Below are 17,793 nucleotides of genomic sequence, written 5' to 3'. Positions count from 1 at the left end.
CCAGCGCCTGGCCGGCGGCGACCTTGCCGAGCAGGGTGCGCAGGGTGGCCAGGTCGTCGCCCTGGACCAGCGGGGGGCGGGCGGCCAGGGCTTCCGCGACCCGGTTCAGCTGGGAAAGATCGCTCCAATCGGGTTGCTGCAATGCCCCGCGGATACGAATCTCCCGTATAACGTCTTCCATGACGTACTCCGATCCAGCGGTAATCGAGTGGTGCTCAGGTGGGAATGCCGGTGCGCTTGATCTCCGGAACCGGAATGCCGAGCGCACGCAGCTGCTGGAACGGATTCATGAACTCGCGATTACGCTTGATCTTTCCGTTCTCCAGTTCGAAGGAGTGCAGGAAGTGGTTCTCGTAGTAGCCCTCGGGGTAGTCCCCGAAGAGGATCTTTCCGCGGCCGTCGCATTCCACCCAGATGTGGTTCGGGTCCTGCGTCTCGAAAATCTGGATGTTGTACCACTCCCAGTCGGGGAAGCAGCCCAGCGACCACACGGCGTGCTCGGCGAGCCGGTCGCGGCCCACCGTCTCCACCGGGGAGCCGGTGTCGGTGGTCCACAGGCCGCCGCGGCCGTCCTCGGTGAACAGCTCGTGGCGGCGCAGCCGGTCCTGGCCGCGGGTGTGCATGTACTGCTCGACGGTGGCCCGGTTGGCGCGGCGCAGTTCGGCCTCGTCGGAAAATCCCTGGCCCGTTACGGAATCTGACATGACGGTCCCCTCTGTGAATAGCGGGTGGGTAAATGGGGGTGCCACGGGTGTGGAATCCCCTGGTGAACACTGAGCGATCTTGCCTGATTCCCCAGAGCAAAATCAACACCGTTCCGACGTTACACTCATGAACATAGTGCAACATTCAACTTTATTGAGGGCATGGGGGTGTACGCACCGGTGGCAACAATTCCCAAGCCCTCACGAAACGGAAAAAGACGGGTGACGAAAAGAAATTGCCTGGGCCCGGACCGAGGTCCGGGCCCAGGCAGGAACGCCGGTGATGGCGGCAGGAAGGGCGGGCTCAGATCTTCCCGTTGTGGACCGCGCTGATCACCTTCCGCATCAGCGGCGACAGCTGGTAGTAGGGGCCCAGGTTGAGGTAGCGGCCCTGGGCCTCCCACTTGACGGCCGCGATGACGATGGGCTCGCCCTCGTAGGCGCGCGGGGCGCGGCGCACGAACTGCTCGACCTGTTCGCTGATGCGCACCGGCAGAGCGGCGGGGTCCCAGCCGCGGGCCGGCGGCGGGGCGTAGCAGATCCGCTCGATGGCCGGGGAGTCCCAGCTGAGGGTGGTGTAGATGCGAAAGGAGCGCCGGGCGAAGGCGAGCATCTGCTCGTCGGGTTCGGGCAGGCCGATCGCGCGGTGCAGGGCGAGGATGTTGTGCGGGGCCCGGCTCTCCTCGGAGAGCTGGGTGAAGTACAGGTTGACCGTGCGGCGCCGGTAGTCGATGCCGGTCATCGCCACCTCGCGCAGGCCGTGCCGCTCGAACAGGCCGGTGTTCTCGGCCAGGGCGGGCGGCATGCTGGGGAGGCCGGCGAGCTCGGCCACCCCCTGCACGGCCTGCGGGAAGTGCGCGTAGATCTTGCTGAAGCCGCCGACGACGCCGCCGTCGACGAGGTACTCGCTGATGCTGCACCGCGCCTGGAGGTCGGCGAGCAGGGAGTCGACGGGGTGACCGGCGGCCGTGACGAAGCCGTGCGCCAGGGCGGTGGCGTAGGGATCGCCGCTGCGGGGCGGCACCGTGACGGTGTAGTCGAGCTCCGCCGGGGCGTCCTGGCCGCTGGAGACGCTGTAGACGACGCCGGCCTCGGCCAGGCCGTCCGCGTACGCGCTCAGGATCGGCCAGACCTTCTCGCGCGCGCAGGCGATGCCCACCAGGCGGGCCGACTCCTCGATGGCCGCGTACACCTCGTCGATCCCCGTGACGTGGGGCATTGGTCCTCCATGTGCCGGTTGGCGCTTGTTCGCAGCGGTGGGCGGGTGCCGGGGATCAGCCGGTCACGCGATCTTCGTCGCGCACAGGATGGCCTGGACGGGGATGACGTCGCGGGGCACCTCGGCGGGGTCCTTGGTGATGGCCTTGGTGACCTTGAACCCGCACTCCTCCAGCCAGTTCTGGTAGACCGACATCTTCTGCGGGCCGCCCTGGCCCATGGTGCAGCCGATGAAGAAGGCCGGGAAGAAGTCGACGTTGTAGTTGTCGCTGTCGCGGATGTCCTCGGGATAGACCGGCACCATGATGTTGACCGTGCCGCCCACCTCCAGCGAGCGGTGCACACCCTTGAGGATCTTGAACACGTCGTCCTTGTCGAACATGTCCAGGAAGTGCTTGATCAGTACGGTGTCGAAGCCCTTGGGGATCTCGTCGAAGACGTTGCCGCCGATGAAGGAGCAGTGCTCCTGCACCCCGTGCTCCTTGAAGTTCGCCAGGCAGGTGCTCTCCTTCTCCGGCAGGTCGAAGGTGGTCACCTTCAGCCCCGGGGAGGCCTTGTGCCGGTAGGTGTGGATCGCGCCCAGACCGGTGTTGCCGGCCACGTCGAGCACCTGGGCGCCGGCGGGCACGTCGATGTTGGAGAAGAACCAGGGGTCGATGTTGGCGGTGACGTTGTTCATCAGCGTCAGCCAGGCGTCGTTGAGGTCGCTGTGGTCGGCCACCGCGTCGTAGAGCGTGCCGCCCTCGGTGCCGTACAGCTCCTTGAGGCCCACGATGGTGCCGGTGCGCGCGCTGTCGGTGAGGTAGAAGAGCTGCCGCAGCGCCACCACCTTGATCATGTTCATGTAGGTGAGGGCGCGCTTGAGGTCGCTCTCGGCGACCTCGGCCAGCGCGTCCAGGGTGTAGGCGCCCGTGGCCTCGTCCTGGGCGACGAAGCCCTCCTTGACCAGCAGGAACAGCAGCTGCTCCACGGCGTCGGGCTTGGCGCCGACGGTCTCGCCGAGCTCGGTGGCGGTCAGGCCGGGCCGGGCGCGGAGCGTGTCGATGATGCCGAGCTCGAAGACGGACAGCAGGCTCATGAACCGCGAGGGGCCGACCATGTACTCGCGAAAGCGCCCGAGAGTGGCTTCAGTTGTCATGCGCTGATCCCTTTCGAAAGGTGTGAGGGGGTGCTGTACGGGAGTGCTGGTCACGAACGCCCGCCGATGTACGAAAGGTTCAGCCGGCTGTTGGTCCGCCACTGGTAGTACGACTGGAGCTTGTAGTACTCCTCGCCGCTGGAGGTCACCGCCGCGTAGACCATCTTGGGGGTGTCGGTGCCGTAGGGAACGCTCTTGAGGAACTGCTCGACCTTGGCCCCGAGCCGGGCGGAGAGCTCCAGCGGGTTCTCCGTCTTGACGCTGTAGGAGATCCGCTCCACCTTCAGCGAGTCCCAGTTCAAGGTGGCGTAGACGCCGAAGGCCCGGCCGCAGAAGTCGAGCATCTCCTGGCTGGGCTCGCGCAGGCCGATCTCGCGGTGCATCGCCCTGACGGTGTCGGGGGCGACGACCTCCGGCGAGGCGGCGAAGTAGACGTTCATGGTGCGGCTGGCGTAGTCGACGCCGATCAGGTCGACCTTGTCGGCCAGGCCGTAGCGGGCGAAGAAGTCCGCGTTCTCGGCCAGGGCGGCCGGCATCGAGGGGATCCCGGCGAGGTGCCCGATGCTCTCGTGGCGGCCGCCGGGGAAGTACACCCAGATCTTCTTGAAGCCGCCCAGGACCCCGAAGTCGACGCCGTAGCTGTCGACGGCGCAGTGCTTTTGGACGTCGGCGACCAGCGACTCGGCCGGGTGGCCGGTGCGGGTGGTGAGCTGCTTGTCCAGGGCGACGGCGTAGGGGTCGATGGACCCGGGCACGGTGAAGCGGCAGTCGAACTCCCCTTCGTGGCGGGCGTTGGTCGCCACCCGGAAGGCGATCACCGCGTTCGGCAGGACCTCCTCGAACGCGGCCAGGATGGGCCACACCTTCTCGCGCGCGCACGCCACGTCCAGCAGTCCGGCTGATTCCTCGACGGCAGCGTAGACGCCTGCCAGATCGGCGGTTCCCGACATCATTCCTCCATAGGTGGATCACGGCGCCGGTGTGAGCGGCGGCGGTTACGGGCGGCGCCCCGGAGCCGGCCGGCGGCTCCGCCCCGGGCGCCGGGCGGTCTGGGGCCTTGCGCACGCCGGGCGTGCGGGCACGGTGGAACAGGGGGCGGGGCGCCGGTCGGGCGGGGCGCGGAAAAGGGGGGTGCTGCGTGAGGGGCCGCCGGGTGCGGCGGTGACGGCGGCACCGGCCGGTGGGGCGGGGCGCCGCGGGTGAGGGGGCGTCAGGCCGGTACGCGGTTCACCAGGGCCCTGACGCAACTCCCCTTGCGGCCACGGGCTCCACGCTCGACACGGAGGGGGGCGGCTTTTGGGCAGGGGAGGTCTGCAGAAATAGTGACACGGGGCGGGCCCCACACCAAGAGCCCTTCGAAGTGACGTGGGTCACTCCAAACGGAGGGGTGCGCGGCACGCTCCGCCGCCCCGCGCCGGGGGCTCTTGGCGCCGGTGGGCCGGGGCGGGGCGGGTGCGGGCAGGCGGGAATGCGGAGCTCCCCGGGGCCCGCCCGCCCGGGCGCGCGCGGGATGCCAACGGGGCGCCGTACGCCGGCAGTTGGCGAAGCAGGACGTGACTGGTCCGGGGCGGGAACGGGGCGCCCTGGGTGCGGTGTCCGGCTGCGGGGGCGTGGACGGCGGGGGCGCGGGACGCCAACGGCCTGCCGTACACGGGGAGTTGACGGACCAGAGCGGTCACGGGGCGGGTACGGGGCCGCCCGGGGTGCGGTGTCCGGCGGTGGGGACGCGGGCGGCGGGGCGCGCGGGGCGCCCGCAGGACGCCGTACAACGGCAGTTGGCGGCGCAGGGCGGGAGCGGGGCGCCCGGGGGCGGGGACGCGGGCGGCGGGGCGCATGCGGGCGGCGCGGGTGACCCGTCCCCTGGTCCCCCGCGCCGCTGTCCGTGGGCCGGCCCGACGGGCCGCGCCGCCGCGATCAGTGCAGTTGCTGGTCCGGCTCGCGGCCCTCGGCGGCGGGCAGGCCGGCCGGTGCGTGGCCGTTGGCGGAGTGGTCGAGGTGGTCCAGGGCCTGCCGCATCTCCTGCGGGGTGGGGTTGGGGATCTGCCCGCCGGACAGCCAGCGGCTGAGCCGGTGGCGCACCATCTCCGTGCGGGACTTGGGGTTGGGCACGCCCCGCTCGTCCTCGCGCGGCGGGGCCGGCAGCGGCTGGTGGATCTCCCGGGAGAGCAGCATGTACTCCTGCTCGCGCTCCAGGCGCTCGTGGACCTCGACGAACTCGCCGTGCGGCAGGCGCTTGATGCGGCCGGTCTCGCGGCCGTGCAGGAGCTTGTCGCGGTCGCGCAGCTGCAGGCCCATGCAGATCCGCTTGGTGATGACGTAGGTCAGGGCCGGGACGACGAAGACGCCGATGCGCACGCCCCAGGTGATGGCGTTCATCGAGAGGTGGAAGCGCTCGGCGAGGATGTCGTTGGCGCCGCCGAAGAACAGCACCAGGTAGAACGCGGCCAGGGAGCAGACGAACGCGGTGCGGGTGGGCTGTTCGCGCGGGCGGTCCAGCAGGTGGTGCTCGCGCTTGTCGCCGGTGATCCAGGCCTCGATGAACGGCCACAGGCAGGCGATGCCGATCAGCAGGGTGGGCAGGACGACGGCGGGGATGAGGACGCCCATGTTGACGGTGTAGCCGGCGACGGCGAACTCCCAGGCGGGGAAGGCGCGCAGGGCTCCTTCCAAAAAGCCCATGTACCAGTCGGGCTGGGAGCCCTGGGAGATCTGGTCGGGCCGGTAGGGGCCGTAGACCCAGACCGCGTTGATCTGGGCGATGCCCGCCATCAGCGACAGGACGCCGGAGACCAGGAAGAAGAAGCCGCCGGCCTTGGCCGCGTAGTGCGGCATCAGCGGCTGGCCGACCACGTTCTGCTGGGTGCGGCCGGGGCCGCGGAACTGGGTGTGCTTCTGGTAGATGACCAGGATCAGGTGGACGGTGACCAGGGCCAGGATGATGCCGGGCAGCAGCAGGATGTGGAAGCTGTAGAAGCGCGGGATGACGTCCGTGCTGGGGAATTCGCCGCCGAACAGGAACATCGTCAGGTAGGTGCCCACCAGCGGGATGGCCAGGGTGACGCCCTCGGCGATGCGCAGGCCGGTGCCCGAGAGGAGGTCGTCGGGCAGCGAGTAGCCGAGGAAGCCCTCCAGGGTGACCAGGACCAGCAGGACCACGCCGATCAGCCAGTTCAGCTCGCGCGGCTTGCGGAAGGAGCCGGTCAAGAAGTGCCGCAGGGTGTGCGCCATGGTCGCGGCGATCATGGTGAGCGCCGCCCAGTGGTGCAGCTGGCGGATGAACAGGCCGCCGCGCACCTCGAAGCTGATGCGCAGCGTGGAGGCGTAGGCCTCCGACATCTGCACGCCCTGCAGCGGGACGTGCGGGCCCTCGTAGACCGTCTCGCCCATGCTCGGGTTGAAGAACATGGTGAGGTAGAGGCCGGTGAGGATCAGGATGATGAAGCTGTAGAGCGCGATCTCGCCGAACATGAAGGACCAGTGTTCGGGGAAGACCTTGCGCATCAGGGTGCGCCACTGGTAGATCCCGAGCCGTCCGTCCGCCCAGTCGGCGATGCGTTCGCCCTGCGGCGCCTTGGTCCGCTCCCGCTGCGGTGCATCTTCGGTGATGCTCATGCCCGCGCGCCCTCCCCTCGCCGCTCAGTGGTCACAGGCACACCCGGACCGGCCGGCGGGCGGTCGGTGGTGGGGGCGGCCTGCAGCGGCGCAAACGGGCCCGTGCCCTTGAGCGGGAGGAACGCTATCGACTCCGCGAACGGGCGGACAACCGCACTCAAGCCGGAGCCCGGTCCCAACTCCACTGGTTCTCTAGCGAGTTTCGAGTCATCCGCAAGGGGAGCCGCGCGCCGGGTGCCCAACTGGGGTGTACGGGCCGGGGTGTTGCTGCCGCGCGCCCGCCACGGGTCGCTCAAGTCGGCCTCTACAGCAGGTAGTTGCTGCGCTCTTGTCATGCCTGAACCCTATGTCCACGCCGTTGGCCGCTCGCGGCCGCCTCCCACCTTCGCGGGCCTCACCGGCGGGGGCGTTCCCCGGCCGGTGCCACGGCCGGCCACTGTGCCGAGGAGCCCTGGGGGTGCAGGCGGGCGGAGCCGGTGGCCACCCCGATGGCGGGGGCGGCCGGGGCCGGGGCGCGGCGGCGGGCGGGCAGGCCGTGGGTGAGGCTGGGCGGCGCGGGCAGGGCGTGCGGGGCGGGGGGCTGGGTGCGCGGGGGCCGCGGGCGCGGCACGGCGGCCAGTGGGCCGGCCGCCTGCAGGCGGGCGATCAGCTGGGTGGCCGCGTGCGGGTCGGTGGGCGAGGCGGCCGCGACGCGGGCCGTGTAGCGCCGGCCGAGCTGGGCGCGCAGGCCGGTGGGCGGGTCCTCCCCCAGCGTGGTGCGCAGGTGGCGGGTGCTGGACTGCCAGGCGGGGGCCAGGCGGTGGGCCAGCGCGCGGCGCAGCCGGTAGCCCAGGCCGACGGTGGTGCCGTGGCCGGCCAGGACGTGGTCCAGGACCAGGGCGCCCTGCACGGCCAGGGTCATGCCCTGGCCGTGGGCGGGGTCCAGGGCGGCCAGGGCGTCGCCGACGACGAGGAACTGGTCGGGCCAGCGGCGCAGTTTCTCGTAGTGGCGCCAGCGGTTCTCGGTGCGGGTGCAGGTGTAGAGGGGGCCCAGCGGGGTGGCGGCCTCGATGACGTCACGCAGCAGCGGGTGGCGCAGGGCGCCGGCGGCGCGCAGCAGGGCGGCGTGGTCGGCGGGCGGGCGTTCGATATCGGCGGCGCTGAGGGTCACCGACCAGCGGCCGCCCTCGAGCGGGTGGAGCAGACCCTGGCGGGGGTTGTCGGGTGCGGCCATCAGCAACAGGGCCTGCCAGTCGGCGACATGGCCGACGGGCGGGGCGAACACGGTGGAGACGTAGGTGGTACGGGCCCGGGTGACGCTCTCGCGGGGCGGCTCGTAGCCCAGTTCGGCCAGCCAGTGCGGGGCGCGCGAGCCGGCTCCGGAGGCGTCCACCACGAAGTCGGCGGATATCAGCTGCCGCGGGCCCCAGCCGTCGGGGGTGCGGCGGTCCCGGGCGCGGGCCCAGACGCCGGTGACGGTGTCGTTGCGGCCGGGCTGCAGGGCGACGGCCTCGTGGGCGGGCAGGAAGCGCACCTTGGGCTCGGCGTACAGCCGGTCGCGGATCACCGCGTCGATCAGGTCGCGGCTCGCGCTGAGCATCGACAGGCCCGAGTCGAAGCGGGGCAGCCAGCCGTGCGGGCCCAGCAGCAGCATGTCCTGGGGCAGGCGCAGCCGGCTGGCCCCGGCCCGTCGCAGGTCCTGGCCGATGCCGGGGAAGAGCTGCTCCAGGCCCTGCTGGGCGGTGGTGGTCAGGCTGTGGGTGTGGCGTGCCTGGGGCACGCCGCGGCGCCGTCCGGGGCCGCGCGGCAGGCGGTCGCGTTCGATGACGGTGACGTGGTCCATGGAGTTGGCCAGGGCCCGTGCGGCGGTGAGCCCGGCCAGGCTCGAGCCGATCACCACGGCGTGGCCGCGGCCGGCGCTGCCGTGCGTGTCGACGCCGCGTGCGTCCGGACTCATCTGGGCCGCCCTTCGGGTGCATCTGTGGTTGCATCATGCGGCGTGCGCCGCCCTGCGCGGCGGCCTTTGCCCAACTGCCCGCCCCGCCCCCGCCGTCGGCCCGGCCCCGCCCCCGGCCCGCCCAGCGCCGCTCCCGCCCGGCGGGTTCGGCCCCGATATGCCTGGTGAGGGCGTATCGGCGGGCCCGGCAGGGCGGTGCGCCACGGGCCCGCGGGCGGGGCAGCCCGCGGGCCGCGTTCAAGCGGCCCTCAAGGCACTCACGACGCGGGCTCAGGCGGACGTCGAGCGGTCGGCGGGGTGCCGAACGGCGCGCTGCCCGGGCGCAGTTGCTCCCGTCCGGGGTCCCGCCGGGCCCGGCGGGCGGCAGCGGCGCTGGGGCGAACAGTACGCCGGTGGGCGGGAGTTGGCGGCACGGGAGGGCGAAAAAGGGGCGGGCCGCGGGCCGCGGGCGGGGCCGCGTGCCGCGGGCCGGTCCGGGGTAGGGCGAGGAGACCGGTCCGCTGACGGAGGAAAGGGCGGGCGGGGGCGGCGTCGCATGGGGTACCTTGCGGCGGCTGGCTGGCATGGACCTGACAGTCATTTGATGGGTGTTCCGCGCATCCCCCCGGGGGGTGCGCCAGGAGAAGGGCGGCGACGCCGTGAACAGATCCGCCTCCAGGGGCCCGGCGCGCACCGGCCTCGCGTTCGGCGCGGCGCTGGTGTCGGCCGTGCTGTGTGCCACGGCGAGTGCCGCCGCCCCGCAGGACACCGGCGCCGCGGCGGTCTTCGCCGCGCGGGCGGGCGTGGGCGGTGAACGCAGCTGCCCCGTCGTGTACTTCGATCTGGGGGAGACGCTGGTACACACCGCCGAGGACGGCAGTACGGGCTACCGGCCGGGCGCGGCGGCCTATCTGCGGGCGCTGCGCGCGCGGCACATCAGGGTCGGTCTGATCACCAACGTGCCGTCCGCGTGGGGCGCTACGGACGCCGAGCGGGCCGCCCGGCTGCGCCGCGAGGTCGAGGCGACGTGGCGGGATGCCGCGCCGTTCGCCTGGGCGGACTTCGGCGGGCGGATCCTGACCCCGCGCACCGAGGCCGAGCGCAAGCCGGCGCCCGCGCTGTGGCAGCGCGCGCAGGCCGACGCCGGCGGCTGCCGGCTGGTCTACCAGGCCGAGACCGCCGAGGAGGTCGAGGTCGCCGCCTCGCTGGGCTTCGTGCCCTACCAGGTGGCCCGGCCGCACCGGCCCGCCTACCTGCCGGTCGCCGCGGTGGAGCGCCTGGGCCACCGCGCCCGCTGACCTGCCCCCGGCGGGGGCCGGGAGGTCCCGGGGGGTGTCAGTGGCCGCCGGCGGCCTGCCGGCCCCCCTCCCCCGCCGTCCCCTTCGTCCCCGCCGCCCCTGCCGGGGCCGGGTTGGGGTCCGGGCGGTCCTGTCGTACCGGGGCGGCGCGCAGCAGGAGTTGGAAAGCGCCCAGCAGCAGGGCGGTGGCCAGGGCGCTGTGCCACAGCAAGGCGTCCAGGTGGCCGGCGGAGAGGTAGGCGCCGGCGGCGACCGCGGCCAGGGCGCACACCGCGCGGTCCACGATGCTCTCGATGGAGAGCAGGGTGGCGCGCGGGGCGTGGGCGGGCACCGCGTCGTTGACGAGTTTGCGCTGGACGGGGTAGGCGAAGCCGGTCGCGGCGGCGAACAGGCACAGCAGCGCGATGACGGTCCAGGGCCCGCCCAGGGTCATGGCGGCCAGGGTGCCCGCGAGGGCGAGGCTGAGCAGGGAGACCCAGGCGACCGGGGGCAGGCGGCGGCTGAGCCACTGGGGGCGGGCGGAGGCCACCGCCTCGGCCACGGTCATCGCGGCCAGCACGCCGCCGTGCGAGGACGGCGCGATGCCGTGGTCCAGGAGGATCGGCTGGAAGAGGTTGACCTGGCAGATGCGCGAGAGCGTGAACAGGGCCACGCCCTGCACCATCACCAGGGCCAGCCAGCGTGAGGAGGCCACGCAGCGCAGCGCGGCGCCCGCGTCGCGCACCACGGTTCCGCCCCGGCGCCCGGCGCCCTTGGCCGCCCCCGGCCCGGCGGTGGCCCGGCCCGGCGTGCCGGGCGGGCCGGCCAGGCGGGGCAGGGCGAGCGCGCAGGCCAGGGAGCCGGCCGCGCTCGCCGCGCTGAGCAGGTAGGGGGCCGGGTGGGCCAGGGCCATCAGCGGGCCCACCAGCGGCCAGCACACGACTTTCGCGGCCAGGCCCAGGGCCCGTGCGGTGCCCTCGGCCTTGAGGTAGTGCTCCTGGCAGCCTTCGGCGCGCAGCCCGTCGTAGAGGTAGGCGCTGGCGGCGCCGGAGGTCAGCGAGCGGCCCGCGGCGATGGCCAGGAAGTGCAGGAGGAAGCCGGTGTAGGAGGCGCTCAGGACGGGGGCGAGGTTGGCGGCGGTCATGACGATCGCGCCGGCGCGCAGGCAGTTGCGGGTGCCGATGCGGTCGGCGATGAGCCCGGTGGGGATCTCGAACAGGCAGAACGCCACGTAGTAGATGCTCTGGATGCCGAAGATCTGCGCGTCGCTGAGTCCGGCGCTCTTTTGGTAGGCGTAGAAGACCGGCATCCACCACAGCAGGTTGAACAGCAGCTGGAAGCCGTAGTTGCAGCCGATGATGCGCCGGGCGGTGGCGGTGGGGGTACCGGCCGGGACCGGGCGCCCGGGGTGCGCGCTCACAGGGCGTAGGGGCGGATCTGGACCAGCCGGAAGTCGCCCTGCTCGGTCATCAGCCACTCGATGTCCAGCGGCTTGTCGACGTCGGCGCCGCCGAAGTGCGAGCCGCTGAAGTGGGACTGCAGGAGCCGGCCGGTCAGCGACAGCTCGGCCAGGCGGGCGCGGGTGGCGGCGGGCAGGGCCTGGCCGAAGGAGCCCAGGGCCAGGGTGCGCCCGCCGCCCTCGACGGTGTTGTAGAGGTACTGCTGGGGCAGCACCGTGCCGTCGACGACCTGTTCGGGCGAGCCGGGCGAGCAGTTGAGGTAGACGTTGCGGAAGTCCTCGCGGCGGGTGGGGTCGCAGGTGACCAGGACGCCGCCGAGGGAGGCAGGCACGTACTCCTGAATGATCACGCCCATGTAGGTGTCGTCCAGGGAGATGCCGACCTGGTGGCGCAGGCGCACGCTGCGCGGGGAGAGCAGGGAGGCCCACACCTGGCGTACGGCGTCCAGGAGTTCGCCGGTGGAGTTGACGGTGGTGACGGAGTCGTAGACGCCCGCGGCGGAGAAGCCGGGCAGGTCCTCGGCGTTGGAGGAGGAGCGCACCACCAGGCGGCCGCTGGGGGCGGTGGGGAAGGCCTGGCTGATCTGGCGGGTGACGGAGTCGGGGATGGGGGTGTGCCGGATGAGGTGCTGCAGTTGCAGGCACAGGGCGTCCAGGACGTCGCCGGCGTCGAGTTCGAGGGCCATCTTGAGTTTGCCGATGCCCTGCTGCAGGGGCGGGCAGGAGGCCAGGAAGTGCTGCTGGAGGGCGAAGGGCAGGGCGACGCCGTGCGGGGCGGCCACGGTGGTGGCCACGAAGTGCGCGGCGCGGGCGTTGAGTTCGCCCCGGGCGGGGGTGGCCAGGCCCAGGCGGGCGGCCAGGTGGGCGTAGAGGTCCTCGCGCGGCGGGCGGGGCCGGCCGTAGAAGGCGGTCAGGTCGGCGGTGCGGCTGTCCAGGACGTGGTGCAGTTCGCCGAGGTTGGCGGCCTTGGTGCCGTAGCGGTCCCGGTCGGCGCTGCGCAGGCGGTGCAGGGCCAGGACGGGGGCGTCCTCGAGCAGGGGCGGTTCCAGGCGGATGCGCTGCTGGTGCCAGGCGGGGGCGCGCAGTTCCGGCTCCTGCTCCAGGCGCTCAAGGACGATCTCGTCCGCGCGTACCCGGTAGTGCACCCAGGCGCCGTCCAGGGCGTCCCTGGCCAGGAGGCGCTCCAGGTCGCGCACGATGGCGTTGGGTATGCCCCAGCCCGAGGCCAGGACGTTGGTGTGGGAGAGCGGGGTGATGGGGCGGGTGTTGAGGAAGCCGGCCACCCGGGGCACGTCGTCGGGCAGGCACGGCATGGCCACGATGTCCGCCCAGCCCAGGGTGTGTTCGGCCGCGGCGTAGGCCTCGTGGGTGGCGAAGTAGCGCAGCCGTCCGGTGGCCTCGCCGGGGTTGAGGGGGGTGCGGGTGCGGGTGCCGAACAGCTCGTGGCTCAGGATGCGCGGTACGCGCTGTTCGCTGATGGCCGCCAGTTCCTCCTCCTGGCCGTGGTTGGCGGGTTTGAGGAGCAGCGGCAGGCGGCCGTCGACGCGGTCGCGCACGAAGTCGTAGAAGGCGGCCAGGAGTTCGCCGTGCATGGTGTCGGCTTCGGTGGTCTCCAGGACCAGGAAGGTGCGTTCGCGGCCCTCTGCGTCCTCGTCGGTGTGCAGGGAGAGCACGCCGAGCAGGAAGCGGCGCTGGGGGTCCATGTAGACGGAGGCGTTGAAGGCGTCCAGGTCGGCGTCGAGGGCGGCGAGGTCCATGCCCAGGATGCGGGTGGCGATGTAGTTGACGTGGAAGGGGTGGGCGGCGGTGTCCAGGAGGTGCCAGGTGTGGGCGGCGCGGTCGACGACGACCTTGAGGTAGGGGTGGCCGGCCAGGACGCCCGAGAGGGTGCGAAAGAGCGGCAGGGAGAGGTTCTCGCCCCGCACGGTGCGGTCGGTGGCCGGTTCGGGGGCGCCGGTGAGCAGGGGGGCGGTCATCGGCGGGCCTCCTCGGGCCGGGCGGCGGGCAGGGTGTGGGGCAGGGCGGTGATCAGGGTTTCGAAGTCGCGCAGCACGCGGTGGGGGTCGGGGGCGGACAGCAGGCACAGGGCGGCCATGGTGTTGGCGCCGGCGGCCGGGTCGTAGACGGGCACCGGGCTGCCGTCGGCCAGGCTGCTCTCGGCGACCGCGCGCAGGGTGCTGTGCGCGCCCAGCGGGATGCGGGCGGCGGCGGTGAAGTCCCACAGCCGGCGGTCGGGCCAGGCCCGGCCGGCGGCGTCGACGGCGAGGACGACCAGGGAGCCGGCCGCGCCGCGGGCCTGGGCGGGGGTCAGGGCGTGGGCGGGCCAGGAGACGGGGCGGCGCAGGAGGTGGTCGATGAGCATGCCGACCAGGTCGAGGCCGAAGACCTCCTCGACCTGCGGGACGGTCATCGCGCCGCCGAAGCGGGCGGCGGTCTCGATCAGCCACATGCGGCCGTCGGCGCCGAGTTTGATCTCGGTGTGGGTGCCGCAGTCGCGCAGGCCCAGGGCGTCCACGGAGCGCCGGGCCAGGTCCACGATCTGTTCCTGGGCGGCGGGCGGCAGCAGGGCGGGGGTGATGCTGGCGCGTTCGGTGAAGGGCTCGACGGTGGGCATCCGGCCGCTGAGGCAGACCGGGTGGAAGGTGCCGTCGGCGACGACGCCCTCGACGCTGACGTAGTCGCCCCAGCCCTCCTGGGCGAACCAGGGCGCGGCGGTGCCGGTGACGATCTCCTCGACCACGAAGTCGCCCTGGGCCTGGGCGACATGCAGTTCGGCGTAGCCCAGCTGGGCGGATTCGGCCATCACATGGCGCGAGCGGTGCCAGGCGGCGCTCACCTCGTGCGGGGCGCGGATGATCTGGTGGGCGGTGGAGCCGGCGCTCCAGGCCGCCTTGAGCAGCAGCGGGAAGGACAGCTCGGCGGCGGCCGCGTGCAGGTCGTCCTCGGTGGCCAGGGGGCGGAACGCGGGCTGGGGCAGGCCGTGTTCCTGCCAGGTGCGGCGCATCAGGCGTTTGTCGCGGGCCAGGTGCGCGGCGCTGCCCGCGCCGGCCAGGCCCAGTTCCTCGCACGCCTGGGCGACGGCCACCACCGCGTACTCGGAGAAGGTGAGCACCGCGTCCGCGCCGACGGCGCGGGCCCGCGCGACGATCAGGGAGACCAGGTCGCGGCGCTGGGGGCCGGTGGGGGTGAGCACCGAGGCGCACCGGGCGCGGGCGGCGCCGGTCGTGGCGGGCGGGAGCGCGCTGAGCGCCAGCAGGTGCACCTGCGCCTTCGCGGCCGCCCGGGACAGGACGTGACCGAGCGGCGGGCCACCCTTGGCATGCACCAACAGCACTGTGCTCACTGAAGTTCGTCTCCATTCGTCCGGTCGGACTGTGCCCCCGTACGGGCCGGTGCGGCCGCGCCGCGGGCGCGGGGCTCACCGGAGGTCGGTTGCGGGGCGTGTTCACCCGCACACTCAAGGGGACCAGGCGGCGGGCGCCTGCCGCACCGGCGGGAGGGCCTGGCGTTCAGGCAAATGCCTGAGTCGCACGCCGCACCGCCCCCGGGGCCAAGTCCGGCGCGGGGGGCGGCACTTCGGCCGAGAAGCGGGCATGCGTACCAGTGGGGCGGGATACGCATCGCGGGGTGATCGTGCGTCAACTGGCCGGATACGGACGGAGAGAGCGCTGTGGACGATTCCAGTCTCAAGGAACTGCTCGAGGACCTGCCGGTGTTCTGGTGGGAGGTCGACCAGCCCTGGCAGGTGCGCCGGCGCGGCGGCGGCGCGTTCGCCGACACCGTGCGCGCGCAGCGTTCTTTGGAGCGGATGCACCAGGAGTCCGCGGGCCCCGGGCGCCCGCCGCGCCAGGACCGCTGGCAGGCCCGCTTCGACGGGCGCCCCTTCGATGTGAGCTGGCCCCCCGAGGCCGGGCGCGGCCGGCGCGGCACGCACGGCCTGGCGGTGGAGGTCGGGGCGCGATCGCCCGCGCCGCGCCGGTACGCGGCCTTCGCCGGCCTGGCCGACCTGGCGCCGGCCGCCGCGTTCATCCGCGACCGGCAGGGCCGCTATGTGTGGGCCAACCACGCCTACGCGCACCTGTACGACACCACCGCGCAGGAGCTGACCGGCAAACGGATCGAGGACTTCGACGCGCCGGCCGAGGCGGCCCGGTTCCGGGCGCTGGACCAGGAGGTCCTCTCCCGGGGCGGGCCGGTGCGCCACACCCTGGGCTACCGGCGCCCGGACGGCAGCGCGGGGCGGGCGGTGGGGCACCGTTTCCCGGTGCGCGAGAACGCCCAGACGTGTGTCGCGGGGATCTATGTGGACATCACCGACCAGCTGCGGGCCATGGTCCAGCGCCAGGAGGCCGAGGAGAGCCTGCGGGCGCTGCGCGATCACAGCGGTCTGCCCTGTGCGCTGCTCTCGGCCGGCGGCCGGGTGCTGGAGGCCAGTGCGGCGGCCGCCGAGCTGTTCCATCTCGCGCTGCCCGAGCTGGTCGGGCGCCGCGCGCACACTCTGCTCGCGCCCGCGCTCGGCCTGGAGGTGCTGCACGCCCGCTGGAGCGGGCTGATAGCCCGCCGCACCAGACGGGCGGAGGTCTCCGCGGTGCTCCTGGACGCCCGCGGCCGCCAGCGCCGCGCCCACCTGCACCTGGCCGCGGTCGGCCCCGGCGCGGGCCGCACCCGGCAGGTGTGGGCCGTCATCACCCACCAGGGGCTGGCCCATGAGGCCCATCCCCCGCTGACCGCCGCGCAGATCCGCATCCTATGCCTGCTGGCGCAGGGCAGCAGCAACAGCGACATCGCCGCCTCGCTGAAGCTGTCGCGCCAGACGCTGGACTACCACCTCAGCCGCCTGCGCCAGCTGCTGGGCGCGGCGAGCCGGCCCGCCCTGGTCGCCCGCGCCTACGTGCTGGGCATCCTGGCCCCGCGCGCCTGGCCGCCGCGCTCGGCCACCGCGGCCCATCCGCTCAGCACCGCCTGACCGCACCCGCCCGCCCCGCGCCCGGCCCGGGGCGGGCGGGTGTCTTGGAGCCGGGGGCCCTCATCCTCGCCCGGCCGGGGGGGGGAGGGCCCCGGCTCTAAGCTGGTCGGCATGCGGATGCGCCCCACGCTGAGCTGGGAGCCCCCCAGCGGGCAGGACGAGATGGCGCCGGCCTCGCGCGAGGTGACGGCGGTCGTCGCCGCGGTGCGCGCGGGCGGCGTCGTCGTGCTCAGCGGGGCGGGCCTGTCCACGGAGTCCGGCATCCCCGACTACCGCGGGGTGCACGGCTCGCTGCGCCGCAACCACGTGCCCATGACGTTCCAGGAGTTCACCGGTGATGCGCACGCCCGCCGGCGGTACTGGGCGCGCAGCCAGCTGGGCCGGCGGGTGATGGCGCGGGCCCGGCCCAACGCCGGTCACCGGGCGCTGGCCACGCTGGTGAGGGCGGGCCTGGTCACCGGTGTGATCACGCAGAACGTCGACGCCCTGCAGCAGGCCGCGGGCACCGCGGAGGTCATCGAGCTGCACGGCAGCCTGAGCCGGACGATCTGCCTGGACTGCGGGGACCTCGGCGACCGCGCCGAGCTCGATGAGCGGCTGCGCCGGGCCAACCCGCACTTCGAGGCCCGCGCCGGCGCCCACCGCGCGGCGCGGGTCAACCCCGACGGCGACGTGGAGCTGCCCGCGGAGGCGGTCCGGGCGTTCGAGGTGGTGGGGTGTGCGGCCTGCCGCACCGGGATCCTCAAGCCGGACGTGGTCTTCTTCGGCGAGAACGTGCCGCCCGCGCGGGTGGCGGCCTGCCGGGCCCGTGTCCAGGAGGCGTCCGCGCTGCTGGTGCTCGGCTCGTCCCTGACGGTCATGTCCGGGCTGCGCTTCGTGCGCCAGGCCGCGCAGGCCGGCATCCCGGTACTGATCGTGAACCAGGGCCCCACCCGCGGGGACCGCCTCGCCGACCACCGCATCGATGTGCCGCTGGGGCGGGCGCTGAGCGACGTGGTGGCCCGGAGCGGCCTGTGAGCCCTCCCCCGCGGCGGGCCGCGGGGCTCGCGCAGTGCGGCGGGAGGCGAACGCGCGGGCGACGGGTTGGACATCCCCGGCCGGCCTCTGGCAGGGTCGCCCGTCCGTTCCCCCCACGTGCCGAAGGGAGAGCCGCGGTGATCGAAGTGAACACGCGCAGCGTCAAGGAAGCAGCGGCGGCCGAGCAGTTGCGTGCGAACACCACGACCCTGGACATCCCCCCGGGCTTCGACCTGTGGTCGACCGAGGAGATCGCCCAGTGGCTCGAGGGCGTCGAGGACGACCCGGCCGTCTCCGACGCCGACTTCTACGCGGCGCAGCAGGCGGTACGGCGGGTCCTGGGCGAGGACGCCTGACCCGGACACGGACCCCGGCCCCAGGTCCCGGCTACCGGCTACCGGCTACCGGCTACCGGCTACCGGCTACCGGCTACCGGCTACCGGCTACCGGCTACCGGCTACCGGCTACCGGCTACCGGCTACCGGCT

Annotated in this window: 13 protein-coding genes; 4 read left to right on the top strand and 9 right to left on the bottom strand. The window is 73.3% G+C overall.

Going from position 1 to position 17,793, the window contains the following annotated elements; all coding sequences use genetic code 11:
• Positions 1–215: 215 nt before the first annotated feature.
• From ACZ69I_RS38045 to ACZ69I_RS38020, 6 genes are all read right to left on the bottom strand, one after another.
• On the bottom strand, positions 216–704 hold the full coding sequence (locus ACZ69I_RS38045) for a PhzA/PhzB family protein (protein ID WP_470837081.1): 489 nt from the start codon (positions 702–704) through the stop codon (positions 216–218).
• A 304-nt stretch (positions 705–1,008) separates the two neighbouring features.
• Positions 1,009–1,923, bottom strand: coding sequence for an aromatic prenyltransferase (locus ACZ69I_RS38040; RefSeq protein WP_467682868.1), 915 nt, complete (start codon positions 1,921–1,923; stop codon positions 1,009–1,011).
• 63 nt (positions 1,924–1,986) lie between these two features.
• Positions 1,987–3,060, bottom strand: a complete 1,074-nt coding sequence (locus ACZ69I_RS38035; protein ID WP_467682867.1) for a methyltransferase — start codon at positions 3,058–3,060, stop codon at positions 1,987–1,989.
• A 50-nt stretch (positions 3,061–3,110) separates the two neighbouring features.
• Positions 3,111–4,013, bottom strand: coding sequence for an aromatic prenyltransferase (locus tag ACZ69I_RS38030; protein ID WP_467682866.1), 903 nt, complete (start codon positions 4,011–4,013; stop codon positions 3,111–3,113).
• Between the two features lie 961 nt (positions 4,014–4,974).
• The gene (qcrB, locus tag ACZ69I_RS38025) at positions 4,975–6,672 is read right to left on the bottom strand and encodes a cytochrome bc1 complex cytochrome b subunit (protein ID WP_467682865.1); all 1,698 of its coding nucleotides are present in this window, start codon (positions 6,670–6,672) and stop codon (positions 4,975–4,977) included.
• A 394-nt stretch (positions 6,673–7,066) separates the two neighbouring features.
• On the bottom strand, positions 7,067–8,608 hold the full coding sequence (locus ACZ69I_RS38020) for an FAD-dependent oxidoreductase (RefSeq protein ID WP_467682864.1): 1,542 nt from the start codon (positions 8,606–8,608) through the stop codon (positions 7,067–7,069).
• A gap of 638 nt (positions 8,609–9,246) precedes the next feature.
• Here ACZ69I_RS38020 and ACZ69I_RS38015 point away from each other — a divergent pair.
• Complete coding sequence (locus ACZ69I_RS38015; protein ID WP_467682863.1) at positions 9,247–9,885, top strand: hypothetical protein; 639 nt, start codon at positions 9,247–9,249, stop codon at positions 9,883–9,885.
• A gap of 37 nt (positions 9,886–9,922) precedes the next feature.
• Here ACZ69I_RS38015 and ACZ69I_RS38010 read toward each other — a convergent pair whose 3' ends face one another.
• Genes ACZ69I_RS38010 through ACZ69I_RS38000 form a run of 3 tightly spaced genes read right to left on the bottom strand, consistent with a single transcriptional unit; the run spans position 9,923 to position 14,666 of the window.
• Positions 9,923–11,284, bottom strand: coding sequence for an MFS transporter (locus tag ACZ69I_RS38010; protein ID WP_467682862.1), 1,362 nt, complete (start codon positions 11,282–11,284; stop codon positions 9,923–9,925).
• The gene (locus ACZ69I_RS38005) at positions 11,281–13,299 is read right to left on the bottom strand and encodes a PEP/pyruvate-binding domain-containing protein (protein ID WP_470837080.1); all 2,019 of its coding nucleotides are present in this window, start codon (positions 13,297–13,299) and stop codon (positions 11,281–11,283) included. Before ACZ69I_RS38005 ends, ACZ69I_RS38010 begins: the two co-directional genes overlap by 4 nt.
• On the bottom strand, positions 13,296–14,666 hold the full coding sequence (locus ACZ69I_RS38000; RefSeq protein ID WP_470837079.1) for an ATP-grasp domain-containing protein: 1,371 nt from the start codon (positions 14,664–14,666) through the stop codon (positions 13,296–13,298). Before ACZ69I_RS38000 ends, ACZ69I_RS38005 begins: the two co-directional genes overlap by 4 nt.
• Before the next feature lie 327 nt (positions 14,667–14,993).
• On the opposite strand from ACZ69I_RS38000, the gene ACZ69I_RS37995 reads away from it, so the two are divergent.
• The 3 genes from ACZ69I_RS37995 to ACZ69I_RS37985 all read left to right on the top strand — a co-directional run bounded on the left by ACZ69I_RS37995 (position 14,994) and on the right by ACZ69I_RS37985 (position 17,662).
• On the top strand, positions 14,994–16,289 hold the full coding sequence (locus ACZ69I_RS37995) for a PAS domain-containing protein (protein WP_467682859.1): 1,296 nt from the start codon (positions 14,994–14,996) through the stop codon (positions 16,287–16,289).
• Between the two features lie 111 nt (positions 16,290–16,400).
• Positions 16,401–17,306 (top strand): Sir2 family NAD-dependent protein deacetylase, encoded by a 906-nt coding sequence (locus tag ACZ69I_RS37990; RefSeq protein WP_470837078.1) that lies wholly within the window; start codon positions 16,401–16,403, stop codon positions 17,304–17,306.
• Between the two features lie 137 nt (positions 17,307–17,443).
• Complete coding sequence (locus tag ACZ69I_RS37985; protein ID WP_467682857.1) at positions 17,444–17,662, top strand: hypothetical protein; 219 nt, start codon at positions 17,444–17,446, stop codon at positions 17,660–17,662.
• Positions 17,663–17,793 lie beyond the last annotated feature (131 nt).

Source organism: Streptomyces sp. NPDC036815 (assembly GCF_055609205.1).
The sequence above is the reverse complement of the archived record's forward strand: the minus strand, read 5'-3'. Positions and strand labels throughout refer to the sequence as shown.